14 protein-coding genes are annotated in these 16,724 nt (G+C 68.6%); 4 read left to right on the top strand and 10 right to left on the bottom strand.

Annotated elements, in window-relative coordinates; all coding sequences use genetic code 11:
- Positions 1-99 precede the first annotated feature (99 nt).
- The 3 genes from sucD to BJ964_RS13800 form a co-directional block, all read right to left on the bottom strand.
- Positions 100-981 carry a succinate--CoA ligase subunit alpha gene (sucD, locus tag BJ964_RS13810; RefSeq protein WP_188121037.1) on the bottom strand — a complete coding sequence of 294 codons (882 nt, stop codon included), beginning with the start codon at positions 979-981 and terminating at the stop codon, positions 100-102.
- Between the two features lie 4 nt (positions 982-985).
- A complete protein-coding gene (gene sucC / locus BJ964_RS13805; protein WP_188121036.1) occupies positions 986-2,164 on the bottom strand; it encodes an ADP-forming succinate--CoA ligase subunit beta in 1,179 nt (392 codons plus the stop codon).
- Between the two features lie 545 nt (positions 2,165-2,709).
- Positions 2,710-3,114, bottom strand: coding sequence for a cobalamin B12-binding domain-containing protein (locus BJ964_RS13800; RefSeq protein WP_183222921.1), 405 nt, complete (start codon positions 3,112-3,114; stop codon positions 2,710-2,712).
- A gap of 420 nt (positions 3,115-3,534) precedes the next feature.
- On the opposite strand from BJ964_RS13800, the gene BJ964_RS13795 reads away from it, so the two are divergent.
- The gene (locus BJ964_RS13795; protein ID WP_188121035.1) at positions 3,535-4,272 is read left to right on the top strand and encodes a M23 family metallopeptidase; all 738 of its coding nucleotides are present in this window, start codon (positions 3,535-3,537) and stop codon (positions 4,270-4,272) included.
- Between the two features lie 194 nt (positions 4,273-4,466).
- Positions 4,467-5,165: a M23 family metallopeptidase gene (locus tag BJ964_RS13790; protein ID WP_229806632.1), complete on the top strand. Its 699-nt coding sequence runs from the start codon at positions 4,467-4,469 to the stop codon at positions 5,163-5,165.
- On the opposite strand, the gene pcrA is transcribed toward BJ964_RS13790, so the two are convergent.
- Positions 5,162-7,549: a DNA helicase PcrA gene (gene pcrA, locus BJ964_RS13785; protein WP_188121034.1), complete on the bottom strand. Its 2,388-nt coding sequence runs from the start codon at positions 7,547-7,549 to the stop codon at positions 5,162-5,164. The genes BJ964_RS13790 and pcrA overlap by 4 nt on opposite strands.
- A gap of 168 nt (positions 7,550-7,717) precedes the next feature.
- Between pcrA and BJ964_RS13780 the strand changes: the two genes are divergently transcribed.
- Both BJ964_RS13780 and BJ964_RS13775 read left to right on the top strand, forming a co-directional pair.
- The gene (locus BJ964_RS13780; RefSeq protein ID WP_188121033.1) at positions 7,718-9,556 is read left to right on the top strand and encodes a bifunctional metallophosphatase/5'-nucleotidase; all 1,839 of its coding nucleotides are present in this window, start codon (positions 7,718-7,720) and stop codon (positions 9,554-9,556) included.
- A 235-nt stretch (positions 9,557-9,791) separates the two neighbouring features.
- Entirely contained in the window at positions 9,792-10,082 is a 291-nt protein-coding gene (locus BJ964_RS13775) for a chorismate mutase (RefSeq protein WP_188121032.1), read from the top strand.
- A gap of 67 nt (positions 10,083-10,149) precedes the next feature.
- Here BJ964_RS13775 and BJ964_RS13770 read toward each other — a convergent pair whose 3' ends face one another.
- The 6 genes from BJ964_RS13770 to BJ964_RS13745 all read right to left on the bottom strand — a co-directional run bounded on the left by BJ964_RS13770 (position 10,150) and on the right by BJ964_RS13745 (position 16,509).
- Positions 10,150-10,611, bottom strand: coding sequence for a hypothetical protein (locus tag BJ964_RS13770; RefSeq protein ID WP_188121031.1), 462 nt, complete (start codon positions 10,609-10,611; stop codon positions 10,150-10,152).
- A gap of 196 nt (positions 10,612-10,807) precedes the next feature.
- A complete protein-coding gene (locus tag BJ964_RS13765) occupies positions 10,808-11,812 on the bottom strand; it encodes an ABC transporter ATP-binding protein (RefSeq protein WP_188121030.1) in 1,005 nt (334 codons plus the stop codon).
- Positions 11,805-12,836: an ABC transporter ATP-binding protein gene (locus BJ964_RS13760; protein WP_188121029.1), complete on the bottom strand. Its 1,032-nt coding sequence runs from the start codon at positions 12,834-12,836 to the stop codon at positions 11,805-11,807. The genes BJ964_RS13765 and BJ964_RS13760 overlap by 8 nt, the downstream gene beginning before the upstream one ends.
- A gap of 82 nt (positions 12,837-12,918) precedes the next feature.
- Complete coding sequence (locus BJ964_RS13755; protein WP_188121028.1) at positions 12,919-13,824, bottom strand: ABC transporter permease; 906 nt, start codon at positions 13,822-13,824, stop codon at positions 12,919-12,921.
- Complete coding sequence (locus BJ964_RS13750) at positions 13,817-14,743, bottom strand: ABC transporter permease (protein WP_188121027.1); 927 nt, start codon at positions 14,741-14,743, stop codon at positions 13,817-13,819. Before BJ964_RS13750 ends, BJ964_RS13755 begins: the two co-directional genes overlap by 8 nt.
- Positions 14,744-14,874: 131 nt before the next feature.
- Positions 14,875-16,509, bottom strand: coding sequence for a peptide ABC transporter substrate-binding protein (locus BJ964_RS13745; protein ID WP_188121026.1), 1,635 nt, complete (start codon positions 16,507-16,509; stop codon positions 14,875-14,877).
- Positions 16,510-16,724: the final 215 nt, after the last annotated feature.

Here is a 16,724-nt window from a genome sequence, read left to right as displayed (position 1 = left end):
ACTTTTCCATGCCGATGCCAGAGCGGCGATACAGATACGGCGGCGCGCCGCCGATCGGGTCGCTTCCCGATCGGCGGCGCGCCATGTGCACAGGCTTGCTCAGCGCAAGATGTCGCGCATGAGCTGGGCGGTCTCGGACGGCGTCTTGCCGACCTTGACGCCGGCCGCCTCGAGCGCGACCTTCTTGGCGTCGGCGGTGCCGGCCGAACCGGAGATGATGGCGCCGGCGTGGCCCATCGTCTTCCCGGGCGGCGCGGTGAAGCCGGCGATGTAGCCGACCACCGGCTTGGTGACGTTGGCCTTGATGAACTCGGCGGCCCGCTCCTCGGCGTCGCCACCGATCTCACCGATCATGACGATCGCGTCGGTGTCCGGGTCGTCCTGGAAGGCCCGCAGCGCGTCGATGTGGGTGGTGCCGATGATCGGGTCACCGCCGATGCCGACCGCCGTGGAGAAGCCGAACTCGCGAAGCTCGTACATCAGCTGGTAGGTCAGCGTGCCGCTCTTGCTGACCAGGCCGATCCGGCCCTGCGGGGTGATGTCGGCCGGGATGATGCCGGCGTTGGAGGCGCCGGGCGACGCGATGCCGGGGCAGTTCGGGCCGATGATCCGGGTCTTCTCGCCCTTGGCCACGTTGTACGCCCAGAACGCCGCCGAGTCCTGCACCGGCACGCCCTCGGTGATCACCACGGCGAGCGGGATCTCGGCGTCGATCGCCTCGACGACCGCGGCCTTGGTGAACGCCGGCGGTACGAAGATGACCGATACGTCGGCGCCGGTCGCGGCGATGGCCTCCGCCACGGTGGCGAAGACGGGCAGCTCGGTGCCGTCGAAGTCCACCTTGGTGCCGGCCTTGCGCGGGTTGACGCCACCGACCACCTGGGTGCCCGCGGCGAGCATCCGCTTGGTGTGCTTGGAGCCCTCACCACCGGTGATGCCCTGGACGATGACCTTGGAGTCCTTGGTGAGCCAGATCGCCATTAGTTCACTTCCCCGCAGCCGCGAGCTCGGCGGCACGCTGGGCCGCTCCGTCCATCGTGTCGACCCGCTCGACCAGCGGGTTGTTGGCGCCGTCCAGGATGGCGCGGCCGGCCTCGGCGTTGTTGCCGTCGAGGCGGACGACCAGCGGCTTGGTGACGGTCTCGCCGCGCTCGGCAAGCAGGGCGAGGGCCTGGACGATGCCGTTGGCCACCGCGTCGCAGGCGGTGATGCCGCCGAAGACGTTCACGAAGACGGACTTCACGGCCGGGTCGCCGAGGACGATCTCCAGGCCGTTGGCCATCACCTGGGCGCTCGCGCCACCGCCGATGTCGAGGAAGTTGGCCGGCTTGACGCCACCGTGGCTCTCACCCGCGTACGCCACCACGTCCAGGGTCGACATGACCAGGCCGGCGCCGTTACCGATGATGCCGACCTCACCGTCGAGCTTGACGTAGTTGAGGTTCTTCGCCTTGGCGGCCTGCTCCAGCGGGTCGACCGCGGACTTGTCCTCCAGGGCCTCGTGGTCGGGGTGCCGGAAGCCGGCGTTCTCGTCCAGCGTGACCTTGGCGTCCAGCGCCAGCACCCGGCCGTCGCCCACCTTGGCGAGCGGGTTGACCTCGACCAGCGTGGCGTCCTCGGCGACGAACGCCGCCCACAGCTTCACCGCGATGTCGACGACCTGGTCGGCGACCTCGGCCGGGAACTTGGCGGCGGTCACGATCTCGCGCGCCTTCGCCTCGTCCACGCCCTTGCTCGCGTCGATCGCGATCTTGGCGACCCGGTCCGGGTCCTCCTCGGCGACCGTCTCGATCTCCATACCGCCGGCGACGCTGGCGATGCAGAGGAACGTCCGGTTGGCCCGGTCCAGCAGGTAGGAGAAGTAGTACTCCTCCTTGATGTCGGCCGTCTCGGCCAGCATCACCTTGTGGACCGTGTGGCCCTTGATGTCCATGCCCAGGATGTCGGTCGCACGGGCCTCGGCCTCGTCCGGCCCGTCGGCCAGCTTGACGCCACCGGCCTTACCGCGGCCACCGACCTTGACCTGCGCCTTGACGACGACCTTGCCGCCCAGCCGCTCGGCGATCGCCCGGGCCTCCTGCGGGGTCTCGGCGACGCCGCCGCCCAGCACGGGCAGCCCGTGCCGTTCGAACAGGTCGCGCCCCTGATACTCGAACAGGTCCACGTGTCTCCTTTCGCTCGCGACGCCAAGCGCCGGCAAGCCGCACCGTTGCGTCCCGACCTGTGTGCGCGGCGCAGCGCAGCGCGCCGCCAGCGTGAGGATCGTCCGGCCCATCCGCATCTGCGAAACGGCCTTCATCCGCAGACTAGCGACCTGATCGGTCTCTGTTAGCGCGCGGGTGCACGGTGTGCAAGACCACACACCGGAGTGGCGAAAGAGCAGGCCGGGGCCGATGTGGCCACCGCGCACAGTGTGTACACGGAGAACTCACCATCCGACGGCGGCCGATGTGGTGGCGAATCTCGCGGTCCGCATCCTTTGCTTGAGCGACCGTGCCGGAGCCGGCGCCGAAAAAGTCACGCGAGCGCGCGTAACCCGCCCGGGAGGGGGTCGTTGAGTCAGGTGTCGGAGCGCCACGGCGCCCGCACGGAAAGCGGCCGATGCCCTGTCGGTCGAGGGGTGGCGGCGGGGCATCGCGCATAGAGGGGCCGGACGTGTGAGGGGTGCGTCCGGCCTCTCCCTTTGCGCCCGGCCCGTCAACGGCCTATTCAGGCGACCGGCGCCGCCACATTGGCGCGAACCCATTCGACGATGGATTCGAGTGACGCACCCGGAGTGAATAGACCGGCTACCCCGAGTGATTGCAATTCCGCGATGTCATCCTCGGGAATGATGCCGCCACCGAATACCACGATGTCGGCGGCGTCACGCTCCGCCAACAGTTCCAGCACCCTGCGGAACAGAGTCATGTGCGCGCCGGAGAGGACGGACAGGCCGATGCCGTCGGCGTCCTCCTGAATCGCGGTCTCCACGATCTGCTCGGGCGTCTGATGCAGCCCCGTGTAGATCACTTCCATACCGGCGTCGCGCAGCGCCCGCGCGATCACCTTGGCTCCGCGGTCGTGCCCGTCCAGCCCGGGCTTCGCCACGACGACCCTGATCCGTGCTTGCATGCTGACCCCTCCGGGCTCTCCGACCCCGGCGTCCGGCCGCAGCGCGGACTTCCTCCGTGGTCACCTGAACGAACGGTAACCCGGGACGCTTGACCGGGGTAGCTGCTGGACCCGACCAGGGGACCGGCGGAATAGTTGAGTGGGTCACATTACTTTCCGTCTTCCAAGCAATTACGAAGGGTTGACTCAACGCGCGACCAGAAAGCTCATCAATTCGGACAATAGATGATCAATACCGACCGTTAACTGTCACGAAATTGGCGCTGCGACTTGTGACCCGGCTGCCGTTTCGTTACCGTGGCGACGGCTGTCACACAGGTTCCCCCCACAACGACAGCCCGGCCGGACCACTGTTCAACCCAATTTTCCCGGGGTTTGAACTTGCCGCGCCGCCGCAATGCCACTGACGGAGGATCCTTCGTGCGCCAGCGCTTGTCGTCTGAGCCCGATCGCTATCGCGGCCGGCGCCGCGTGCCGACCCCTCCGCGCAGCCGCTACGCCGTCGTCGTCACCTCAGCCTTCGTCGGCGCGGGAGTCGTGGCCCTCGGTGCGGCCTCCAACCTCCCGGACGCCAAGGCGGTCAGCCCGGACGTCCTCCAGAGCCTCAAGACGCAGCAGGTCGCGGCCGACGCCCTGGAGAGCCGTTCGGACGGCGCCGCGTCCCGCGGGGAGAACCGCGAGGCCGCCGGCGCCGAGCTCAGCGCCGAACAGGCCGCCAAGGACATCTACCTGCTGCCGCTCGACGAGTACGAGTTCACCTCCGCGTACGGTGTCCGGTTCGGCAAGCTGCACGCCGGCATCGACCTGGCCGCCCCGGAGGGCACGCCGTACAAGGCGGTGCACGGGGGCACGGTGACCGCGGCCGGCTACAGCGGCGGCTACGGCTACTCGGTCACGATCCGGCAGGACGACGGCACCGAGATCATCTACGCCCACTCCCGCCGCGTGGTGGTCGAGAAGGGCGAGCAGGTCAAGGCCGGTCAGGTCATCGGCGAGGTGGGCAACACCGGGTATTCGTACGGCACCCACCTGCACCTCGAGGTGCACGTCAAGGGCACGCCGACCGACCCGATCACCTTCCTCGCGGACCGGGGCGTCGACATCAAGCTCCAGATGGAGTCGATCTACGCCGGCCTGGCCGCGGCCGCCGCCTCCTGATCTCTTCGCAACCCACCCGGTTGCGGCTTCGGAGAACTCCGCCGATCCCCTTCAGTGCCCCGCGCCCCGACCCGACAGGTACGTGACAGCGAACGTCACGGCAGTCGGGAGGGGTCATCCGCGTGGGGCAGCATTCGTCATCGGGCCGGACCGGACGACATCGGCAGGAGAACCTCCGCCGCCACCGCGCGCCCGTGCTCCCCGCGATGTTCGCCTCCCGCGGCCGTACGGCTCTCACCATGACCGCGCTGGGCGCGACCCTGGCCACCGGGATCGGTGCCGCCGGCATGTCCGCCGCCTCGGCGTCCACCCTCGCCGTCTCCGATCCGCCCCCGGCCGCGCACCCCGCGCACGCCACGGCCACGCTGCCGGTCGTCGCACCCTCCGGCGACCAGGCCCCCCGGCTCGGCCCGGCCTCGGGCGCCGCGGGCCCGGTCGGCGCCCCGGTCCGGCTCAAGGCCCGCCCGCTGCCGAAGCTGCGGTGGGTCCACCCCCTCCCGTCGGCGACGGTGACCTCCTGCTTCGGGCAGCGCTGGGGCCGTCTGCACGCCGGGGTCGACCTGGCCGCGGCGAACGGCAGCCCGGTGGTGGCCGCGGGCGCCGGCACCGTCGTCTCGGCCGGGCCCAACGGCGGGTACGGCAACGCGATCCTGATCGACCACGGCAACGGTTACCTCACCCACTACGGCCACCTGTCGGCGATCGGCGTCGAGGTGGGCCAGGTGGTCAAGGCCGGCGAGCACATCGGCGACGAGGGCTCGACCGGGCACTCGACCGGCCCTCACCTGCACTTCGAGGTGCATGAGGGGCATTTCCAGAACCCGCTGGAGCCGACCGCGTGGATGCGCGGGCACGGGGTGGAGATCCCCGGCTGCTCCGAACCGGAGTCCTAGAGCTTCTCGATCGGGGCGTGCCGCAGGACCAGCCACATCACCTGGTCGCCGAAGTCGATCTGAGCCCGGGCGCCGGGGCCGTGACCCTCCACCGCCAGCACCCGGCCCAGGCCGTACCGCTGGTGGTTGACCCGGTCACCGGGATCCACCTTCGGCGCCGGTTTCAGGTCGCTCGCGGTGGCGAGCTTGCTGCCGTCGATACCGAGGCGTTCGGCGATCCGCTGCGCCTTGGGAGTCCCCCCGGCGAAGCCTCCGCCGCGCTGGCGGTCTCCCCCGCCGCGGCCACCCACTCCGCCGCCCGTCCCGGACCAGGAGGTGTACGACCCGCCGGTGCGCTCCCAGCGAACCAGCTCGGTCGGCAGCTCGTCGGTGAACCGGGAGGGCGGGTTGTACTGCGGCTGGCCCCACGCCGACCGGGTGACCGCCCGGGACAGGTAGAGCCGCTGCCGGGCGCGGGTGATCCCGACATAGGCCAGGCGGCGCTCCTCCTCCAGCTCGGTGTTGTCGCCGAGCGCCCGCATGTGCGGGAAGACGCCGTCCTCCAGGCCGGTCAGGAAGACCACCGGGAACTCCAGCCCCTTCGCGGTGTGCAGGGTCATCAGCGTGACCACACCCTGGTGCTCCGGGTCGTCGCTGGGGATCTGGTCGGCGTCGGCCACCAGGGCCACCTGCTCCAGGAACCCGGCCAGCGTGGCGACCTGCTCCTCCCCCTCACCGGCCAGCGACTCGACGCGTTCGGTGTACTCCCGGGCGACGCTCACCAGCTCCTGGAGGTTCTCCACCCGGCCCTGGTCCTGCGGGTCGAGGCTCTCCTCCAGCTCGCCGAGCAGGCCGGAGCGTTGCAGGACGGCCTCCAGCACCTCCTCCGGCGGGGCGGTGGTGGCCAGCACCCGCAGGTCGTCGAGCAGCCCCACGAAGTCGGTGATGCTGTTGACCGCGCGGGTGGAGATGCCCGGCGCGTCCTTGGCCCGGCGCAGTGCCTGGCCGAACGACACCCGGTCCCGTGACGACAGCGCCTCGACGCAGGCCTCGGCCCGGTCGCCGATGCCCCGTTTCGGGGTGTTCAGCACCCGGCGGATGCTGACCGTGTCGTCGTCGTTGACGATCGCCCGGAGGTAGCCGAGCGCGTCCCGCACCTCCTTGCGCTCGTAGAAGCGCACCCCACCGACCACCTTGTACGGCAGGCCGACGCGGATGAACACCTCCTCGAAGACGCGGGACTGCGCGTTGGTCCGGTAGAAGACGGCCACGTCGCCGGGGCGCACCTCGTGGTTGTCGCAGAGCCGGTCGATCTCCCGGGCCACCCAGTCGGCCTCGGCGTGCTCGGTGTCGGCAACGTAGCCGACGATCTGCTCGCCCTGCCCCTGGTCGCTCCAGAGCCGTTTCGGTTTGCGCGAAGTGTTGCGGTCGATCACCGCGTTGGCCGCGGTCAGGATGGTCTGGGTGGACCGGTAGTTCTGCTCCAGCAGGATGGTCCGGGCGGCCGGGTAGTCGCGCTCGAACTCCAGGATGTTGCGGATCGTGGCGCCACGGAACGCGTAGATCGACTGGTCGGCGTCGCCGACCACGCAGAGCTCGCTCGGGTCCTCGATGCCGACCAGCTCGCGGATCAGCATGTATTGAGCGTGGTTGGTGTCCTGGTACTCGTCGACCATGACGTGCCGGAACCGGCGACGGTACGCCTCGGCGACCAGCGGGTGCGACTGGAACAGGTGCACCGTGGTCATGATGATGTCGTCGAAGTCCAGCGCGTGCGCCTCGCGCAGCCGCCGCTGATACAGCTCGTACGCCTCGGCGACGGCCCGCTCGTTGGGCCCCTTCGCCTTCGCCTTGAACTCGTCCGGCTGGACCAGCTCGTTCTTCAGGTTCGACACCTGGGCGGCCAGGCCACGAGCGGTGTATCGCTTGGGATCCAGGTCGAGCTCGCGGGCGACCAGCTGCATGAGGCGGCGCGAGTCGTCGGCGTCGTAGATCGAGAAGGTGCTCTTCAGCCCGGCGTGCTCGTGCTCGGCACGCAGGATGCGCACGCAGGCGGAGTGGAAGGTCGACACCCACATCATCCGGGCGCGCGGCCCGACCAGATGGGCGACCCGTTCCTTCATCTCCCCGGCGGCCTTGTTGGTGAAGGTGATCGCCATGATCTCGCCCGGGTGCACCCCGCGCTCGCCCAGCAGATAGGCGATCCGATGGGTCAGCACCCGGGTCTTGCCCGACCCGGCGCCGGCCACGATGAGCAGCGGCGCGCCGGAGTGGATCACGGCGTCTCGCTGGGGCCCGTTCAGCCCGGTGAGCAGGGACTCGGCGTCGAACCGGCGGGGCGCCGGACGCGGGGGCTCGGGGGCCGTCGCCGAGAACAGGTCAGGGGTTTCGGAGGAAGGTCGCATCGCGGGAGCCAGTCTATGCCGACCCACCGACAGGTTTCCGGCGCCGAGCGGGGCGGACATCAATGATCGGCAATCAATCTTTCACCGCGAAGTGGTAGCGGCGAATCGACTGATCCACCAGGCTGTCCAGATCGGCATCGAATTCTCACCGATCGGGGGACCGTTCCCATGCCTCTTCCACAGCGGCGACACCTCGCCGTTCCGGTGGCCGCCCTGGCCGTGGCCGGCGCGCTGGTGGCGATCCCGGGCGCCGGAACCGCGGCGGCCGCGCCGCCGGCCGAGTTCACGCCGGTGTCCGCGGCGTACGGTCCGCCCAAGGGCCCCACGGTCAAGGGGCAGTTCCTCAGCTACAACGACTTCCACGGCGCCATCGACCCGCCCACCGGCAGTGGCGCGGTGGTCAACGCCAGTGGCACCAGCACCCCGGCCGGCGGCGTCGAGTACCTCGCCACCTTCCTGAAGCGGTTGCGCGCCGAGGCGAAGGCGGAGGGCCGGCCGACGATCACCGCCGGGGCCGGCGACCTGATCGGGGGGACCCCGCTGGTCAGCGCGGCGTTCCACGACGAGCCGACGATCGAGCTGATGAACGAGGTCGGGTTGCAGGTCAGCTCGGTCGGCAACCACGAGTTCGACGAGGGCGTGGCCGAGCTCATCCGCATCCAGCGGGGCGGCTGCCACCCGGTGGACGGCTGCCAGGACTCCGATCCGTACCGCGGCGCGCGGTTCACCTATCTGGCCGCCAACACCGTCGACAAGAAGACCGGGCTGCCGATCCTTCCGCCCATCGAGATCCGGCACGTGGACGGCGTACCGGTCGGTTTCATCGGCATGACCCTGGAGGGCACGCCGGGCATCGTGAACCCGGCCGGCATCACGGGTGTGCGGTTCACCGACGAGATCGAGACCGCCAACAAGTGGAGCAACGTACTGAAGCTCTTCGGGGTGAAGGCTCAGGTGCTGCTGCTGCACGAGGGCGGCTCGCAGGCCACGGCCACGCCGACGCCCGGGGTCTCCGACTGCAACGGTTTCAGCGGGCCGCTGGTGCCGATCGTGGCCGGGCTGAACCCGGAGATCAGTGTCGTGATCTCCGGTCACACGCACCGCTTCTACTCCTGCAAGCTGCCGAACAGCAAGGGCGCCGACACGGTCGTCACCAGCGCCGGCAGCAACGGGCAGCTGATCACCGACATCGACTACACCCTGGACCGGCGGACCGGGCGGTTCAGCGAGATCACCGCGAAGAACGTGATCGTGGAGAACGGGGTGCCGGACGGCAAGGGCGGCTGGGTGCGCGACGCCGCCGGGGCCTACGCGAAGAACCCGGACACCGTGGACGCGGCCGCCAAGAAGGTGGCCGACAAGTACCGCACCGCGGTCGCGCCGATCGCTAACCGGCTGGTCGGCAGCATCAGCGCGGACATCGTCCGGACCGCCGGCCCGGCCGGGGAGAGCCCGCTCGGTGACGTGATCGCGGACGCGCAGCTGGCGTACACCCGGTCGGTGGGAGCGCAGATCGCCCTGATGAACCCGGGTGGTGTCCGGGCCGACCTGGACGCCGACCAGTCCAGCGGCGGGGAGACGTACGGCCAGGTCACGTACGGCGAGGCGTTCACCGTCCAGCCGTTCAACAACCTGGTGGTCACCCAGACCCTCACCGGGGCGCAGCTGAAGAACGTGCTGGAGCAGCAGTTCGTCGGCTTCGGCGGGCAGACCACGCAGCGGATCCTGCAGGTGTCGGACGGGCTCACGTACACCTGGAGCGCGTCGGCCGCCCCCGGCTCGAAGGTGAGCGCCCTGACGCTGAACGGGACGCCGATCGATCCGGCCGCGAACTACCTGGTCACCACGAACGACTTCCTGGCCAACGGCGGGGACGGGTTCAGCAACCTGACCCTGGGCACCGGACGGATCACCGCGCCGGGCTTCGACGTGGACGCGCTGGTGGCCCATCTCGCCACCGGCCCGATCGCGCCGGGTCCCGCCAACCGCATATCGACGGCCCCCTGATCTGCGCAAACTTTCGTCCCAACACTCGGGCGGTTTCCTTGCGGGACCGTCCGGGGCGGGGGCATACTCGGGTCGTGATCCAGCAGGCGCGATTTTTTTACTACGGCACCGGAGGCCCGGCAGCCGTAGGTCGCTCCTGAACCCCAGACCTACATCAAGCCCCGGGTTTCCCAGCCCGGGGCTTGATGCTGTCCGGGCCGGGCCCACCGGGACCCCAGCACCCGAGGAGCAGCACATGACCGCCGACGTGATGGACCAGACGACCGGCGCGGGCGAAGAGGCGGCCGCCGCGAAGATCCGCGCCATGCGCGAACGCATCAACGAGATCGATCAGACGATCATCGATCTCTGGCTGGAGCGTGCCGGCCTCTCCCAGGAGGTCGGCAAGACCCGGATGGCCAGCGGCGGCACCCGCCTGGTGCTGGCCCGGGAGCGGGAGATCATCGAGCACTTCCGCAACGCGCTGGGCCCGGACGGCACGCAGGTCGCGCTGCTGCTGCTGCGCTCCGGCCGCGGGCCCCTCTGACCCGGAAAATACCGCAGCCGGACCGAGATCGGTCCGGCTGCGGTTGGAATCTGTGGACTACCCGCGGTCAGTAAACCCCGCCGACACCGAACGGGCTGTTCCCGATCGGGCCGTTGACCCAGCCGCCGAAGCGCGGACCGTAACCGAGGAAACCGTCGGCGCCGTAACGGCTCTGGTAGCCGCGGTAGTAGTCGCGGAAACCGGGCCGGCCCCAGTTCCAGTCGTTACGGTCGACCTCGAGCGCCCAGGCGCCGCCGAAGCGGTAGCCGACGCGCACCAGGTCACAGTCGTAGTCGTCCCAGTAGCCGCGGACCTCGCCGATCCAGCCGGCCCGCTCGCAGCCACGCAGCGTGCGGAAGTAGCCGACCACCTCGTCGCCGAAGTACGGGTAGTGCTTCTGGACCTTGCTGGTCGAGGGCTTGGCCGGCGCCTTGTCGCCACCGTCGACCGCCAGCGCCGGCGCGCTGGCAGCGAGCCCGGCCACCAGGCCGAGACCGGCCATCGTCAGAGTCCGGAGCACCTTGTTCATACCGTTTTCCTCACTTCCGATGAGTTCGGTTCGTTGTGCCCAAACTCTCCCATATCGGACATAAAAGTCATGGGAGATAAACTGGTACTTTTAGTCACGGAAGTGTGATTTTTGGTGGACACATATGTCCAAATGATCTAGAGCAAACGGCAGCGGGCCGGGAGATCAGTGATCTCCCGGCCCGCTGCCGTACGACTCAGCGACTCGCCGCGTACCGGATCTCCGCGAAATGGCACGCGCTGGGGTGCGGTGACCGCTCCCGGATCTGCAACAACGGCTCCTGCTCGCCGCAGACGTCCCGCGCCTTCCAGCAGCGGGTCCGGAAACGGCAGCCGGACGGCGGATCGGCCGGCGACGGCACGTCACCCTCCAGCACGATCTGGTCGCGCCTTCCGCGCAGGCGCGGGTCCGGGACCGGCACGGCCGAGAGCAGAGCCTGGGTGTACGGGTGAGTCGGCTGGTCGTAGATCGCCACGTCATGCCCCTGCTCGACGATCTTGCCGAGGTACATGACGGCGACCCGGTCGGAGATGTGCCGAACCACCGACAGGTCGTGGGCGATGAAGATGTACGACAACCCGAAGTCGTCCTGGAGCCGGTCCAGCAGGTTGATCACCTGGGCCTGGATGGACACGTCGAGCGCCGACACCGGCTCGTCGCAGACGATGATCTCCGGTTTCAGGGCGAGCGCCCGGGCGATGCCGATCCGCTGCCGCTGGCCACCGGAGAACTGGTGCGGGTACCGGTTGACGTGGTCGGGGTTGAGACCGACCGTGTCGAGCAGGTCCTGCACGGCCCGCTGCCGCTTGCCCTTCGGCACCACCTCGGGGTGGATCTCGAACGGCTCGCCGATGATGTCGCCGACCGTCATCCGCGGATTGAGCGAGGTGTACGGGTCCTGCAACACCATCTGGATGTTGCGGCGGGCCCGGCGCAGGGTCGAACCGGAGAGCCGGGTCATGTCCTGACCGCGCACCATGATCGAGCCCGAGGTCGGCTTCTCCAGTCCGACCAGCAGTTTGGCCAGAGTGGACTTGCCGCAGCCGGACTCGCCCACCACACCGAGCGTCTCGCCCCGGCGCAGTTGCAGGTCGACGCCGTCGACCGCGCGGACCGCGCCCACCTTGCTCTGGAACACGATGCCCTGGCTGATCGGGAAGTGCTTGACCAGTCCCTTGGTCTCGAGGACGACGTCACTCACCGAGGACCTCCCGGAAGAAGTGGCAGCGCGCGGTACGGTGCGGCGCGATGGCGTACGCCGGGGGCGCCGGATCCTGACGGCAGGGGTCCTTGGCGTACCGGCATCGGGGGTTGAAGGCGCAGCCGCGCGGGATGTCGGTGAGCGCCGGCGGCAGGCCGCGGATCACGTTGAGCTGATGCCCCTTCAGGTCCAACCGCGGGATCGACTCGAGCAGCGCCCGGGTGTACGGGTGGCCGGGACGGGCGTAGATGTCGTGGACCGGCGCCTCCTCGACGACCCGGCCCGCGTACATCACGGAAATCCGGTCGGCGACGTCGGCCACCACGCCCATGTCGTGCGTGATCAGGATGAGGCCCATGTTGCGCTGCCGCTGGAGCTCCGCGAGCAGGCCCATGATCTGTGCCTGGACCGTCACGTCGAGCGCCGTGGTGGGCTCGTCGGCGATCAGCACCTCCGGGTCGAGCGCCAGCGCCATGGCGATCATGACGCGCTGCCGCATACCGCCGGAGAACTGGTGCGGGTAGTCGTTCACCCGGCTCCGCGCGCCCGGGATCTTGACCTGGTCGAGCAGGTCGACGGCCCGGTTCTTGGCGTCCGACCGGGACATGCCCCGGTGCACCCGGAACAGCTCAGCCAACTGGAAGCCGACCGTGTAGACCGGGTTCAGCGCGGACAGCGCGTCCTGGAAGATCATCGCGATCCGGTTGGCGCGGACCTTGCGACGCTGCACCTCGGGCAGTTTCAGCAGGTCGACGCCGCGGTAGCGGATCTCGCCGGCGGTGATGTGCCCGGGCGGGCTCTCCAGGATGCCCATGATCGCCTGAGCGGTCACCGACTTGCCGCAGCCGGACTCGCCCAGGATCGCCAGGGTCTCGCCGGGAGACAGCCAGAAACTCGCCCCGTTCACCGCCTTGGCCACGCCGTCCCGGGTCCGGAACTCGACGTGCAGGTCGTCGATCTGGAGCAGGGGCGCCCGGTGATCGACTCCGGGCAGGGCGTCCATGGTCGCCTTGATGTCGGTCATGCCGTCACCTCCGCTTCGCTCCGGCGCCGGCATGACTTGATAACTGAGCTGAATGATTCGCTCGCAAGCTCGCTCATGACTGTCACCGCAACTTCGGGTCGAAGGCGTCGCGGATGGCGTCGCCCAGCATGATGAAGGCCAGCACGGTGGCGGCGAGGAAGACCGACGGCCAGATCAGCGGGTGGGCCGCGATACGGGCGTAGTCCTGCGCCTCGGCGATCTGCAGGCCCCAGCTGACGGCGTCGCCCTTGAGGCCCACACCCAGGTAGGAGAGCGTCGCCTCGGCCGCGATGTTGGTGCCCAGCAGGATGGTCAGCACCACGATGAACGACGCCATCGAGTTGGGCAGGATGTGCCGGAACATCAGCCGGCCCGGGCTCGCGCCGAGCATCCGGCCGGCCGCCACGTAGTCCTGGCTCTTCACAGCGATCACCGAGGACCGCATGACCCGGGCCGCCGCCGTCCAGGTGAGCACGCCCAGGGTGAGTGTCACGGCCCAGACGCCGTCGTCCTCGCTGCCGGACAGCCGGCCGGAGAAGACCACCGCGCCGAGCAGGAACGGCACGCCCAGCATGATGTCGGTGAGCCGGGACAGCACCGCGTCGGTGGTTCCTCCGAAGTAGCCGGCGGACAGCCCGAAGATCAGGCCGAGCACGCCGGCCATCAGGGTGGAGAGGACGCCGACCTCGATCGAGGCGCGGGTGCCGTAGATGGTCCGGGCGAAGACGTCGCAGCCCTGGAAGTCGTACCCGAAGATGGCGCTGCCGGTCGGTCCCTTGTGCTTGTTCGACAGCGCGCAGGCGCCGGGGTCGGCCGAGGTGAACAGGGACGGCAGGAACGCCATCAGCAGGATCACCACGACCAGCACCGCGGAGATCCAGAAGATCTTGTTGCGCCGCAGGTCCGCCCAGGCGTCGCCGGCCAGGCTCCGTGACCTTCCGGAGACGTCCGGCGCCTCGGCCACGGTGATCAGGTTGGGGTCACTCATAACGGATCCTCGGGTCGAGGGCGGCGTAGAGCAGGTCGACGGCGAGGTTCACGATCAAGAAGATGATCACCAGTACGCTGACGAAGCCGACCACGAGGGGGCCGTCCTCGGTACGGATGCCCCGGGCCAGGTTGAACCCGACACCCGGGATGTTGAAGACCTCCTCGGTGACGATCGCGCCGGACATCAGCACGCCGAGGTCGACACCGATCAGGGTGATCACCGGGATCAGCGAGTTGCGCAGCACGTGCACCCAGGTGACCCGGCGCGGGGCCAGGCCCTTGGCCCGGGCGGTGCGCACGTAGTCGGCCCGCAGGTTCTCCACCACCGATGTCCGGGTGACCCGCAGCTGGGTGGCGATGACCGTGGTGGCCAGCACGATGGCGGGCAGCAGGAGCTCGTACAGTGTCGCGTCCTTGGTCGTGGTGGCCGGGAACCACCGCAACTCCATCGCGAACACCAGCTGGGCCAGCGGCGCGAGCACCACGATCGGCATGGCCAGCAGGAGCAGGGTCATCAGCAGGGTGCCGTTGTCGAAGAGGCCGCCCCGCCGGATGCCGGCGTAGACACCGGTGGTGACGGCGATCGCGGCGGCGATGAGGATGGCCAGGATCGCCAGCCGGATGGTGACCGGCCACGCGTCGACCAGCATCTCGGAGATGTCGCGACCGGTCAGCGACTTACCGAGATCGCCGGTGAGCAGGCCTTTCATGTAGTACCAGTACTGGGTCAGGAAACCTTCGTCCAGGTGGTACCGCTCGGTGAGCGCAGCGCGCAGGCTGTCGCTCACCGGTTTCTCGCCCGCCAGCGCCTGGATGGGGTCGTCCTGGTTGGCGAACATCAGCGCGAAGACTACGAAGGTGGCCCCGAAGAACGTCAGGATCATCTGTAGTAAGCGCCGCACGATGTAGCGGAACATTACGGTTCTTGGCCTCTTCCGCGGCACAGCGCCGGCCTCGTGAGCACGGCGACGACGATGAAGTGGGGCAACACAGCGGTGGCGTCACGGTCGCATGTCTTCCGTGACGCCACCAGAGCCGTGTGGTCAGATCAGGCGATCGTTTCGATCTCGTAGAGGTCGACCCGCTTGAAGAGGTTCATCTCGACGTTCTGAACCTTCTCCGAATAGCCGTAGACGTTCTGCGAGAAGCGCAGCGGGATGACCGGCATCTCCTGGACGAGGATGTCCTCCGCCTGCTGCCACTTCTTGATCGCGGCCTGCGGCGTCGCCGCCTGCGCACCCTGCTTCAGCAGCTGGTCGAACTGGCTGTTCGACCAGCCGTAGTGGTTCGACGAGCCGTTGGTGCTGTAGAGCGGGCCGAGGTAGTTCTCCATCAGCGGGTAGTCCATGATCCAGCCGAGACGGATCAGGCCGATCCGCTCGTGGGCCCGCGCCTTCTGCTGGAGGACCGAGAACTTGGGCTCCGGCGAACCGGTGCAGTTCACACCCAGCGAGGCCTTGATCTGGTTGCAGGTGGCATCCACCCAGGCCTTGTGACCACCGTCGACGTTGTAGGTGATCTTGATTTCCTCGGGGCCGCCATTCTCCTCGTACAGCTTCCGGGCCTTCGCCGGGCTGTACTCGCAGGCCTCGCCGCAGATGCCCTCGCGGTAACCGCGGACCACCGGGGAGACGAAGGACTTCGCCGGGATGCGGGAGCCGAGGAAGATCTGGTCGGAGATCTCCTCCCGGTTGATCGCCATCGAGATCGCCTTGCGGACCTCGGGCTTGGAGAACTCCGGCTCGTACGTCGGGAAGCCGATGAAGTCGAACCCGGAGTTCTCGCTCATCTGGAAGCGGGTGCCCAGGTCGGCGGACGCCTTGGAGAGCGCCTCGATCGGGATGTTCATCTGCACGTCGACGTTGCCGGAGACCAGGTCCGCGTACTGGGTCTGGTCGTCCTGGTAGATCTTCCAGGTGACGCCGTCGATCTTCGGGACCTGGCCCTTGAAGTCGCTGACCTTCTCCACGACGATCTCGTTGTCGTGCTCCCACTTGCCCTTGAGCTTGAAGGGCCCGTTACCGATGATCTGGTCCTCGAAGCCGTCGGCGATCACACCCTCCGCGGAGAAGGCGGCCTTGGGCAGCGGGTTGAAGACCGAGTAGCCGAGCACCGACTCGAAGCTGGAGAACGGCGCGGACAGCTTGACGGTGAAGGTCAGGTCGTTGACCTTCTCCAGGCCGGAGAGCTTGTTGGTCTTCGGCGTGGGGGCCTTCTGCGGACCGTCCTTGTCCGGGTCCAGCGGGTTCAACTCGGCATAGCCGTCGATGCGCTCGAAGAAGTAGCCGCCGGTCTGGGCGTTCGGCCCGTAGGCGCCGTAGTTCCACGCGTCGATGTAGTTCTGCGCGGTGACCGGCTCGCCGTTGTGGAACGTGAAGCCCGGCTTGAGCTTGATGGTCCACACCCGGTTGGCCTTGTCCGGCGTGATGCTCTCCGCGGCGACCTCGACCGGCTCCTGCTGGCTGTTGAAGTCGACCAGCGGGTAGAACAGCGAGGACAGCACCTGTGAGCCACTGTCGTCGGTGGCGTTCGTCGGAAGCAGGTGCTCGGGCTCGGAGATGCCGATCACGATGGTGTTCGAGTTGGCGCTCGCGTCGTCCGAGTCGCCACCTCCACATCCGGCGACCAACAGGGAGATGGCGGCCGCACCGGCCACCATCTTCCACGGGCGTTTCCCAGGCATGGGAGTGTCTCCTTCAGGGGCGCTCACGGGGGGTTGTGTGAGTAGGAGCCACTGTGACACAGAGACACGAAAACCCGGAGGGCCGTTATCAAGCCGATATTCGCCGTCTACGTCCGCAAATAGGCTCATCAGTGACGGTTTATGCCTATTCGGCCAGCCTGAGCTGGGCATACGTACCGGATCTCGGTCCGGCGTGCAGCGCAGCTTACAGGAAG

It is taken from the genome of Actinoplanes lobatus (assembly GCF_014205215.1).
In the GTDB taxonomy this organism is placed as follows: Bacteria; Actinomycetota; Actinomycetes; order Mycobacteriales; family Micromonosporaceae; genus Actinoplanes; species Actinoplanes lobatus.
This window is presented reverse-complemented; position numbering and strand designations above follow the sequence as displayed.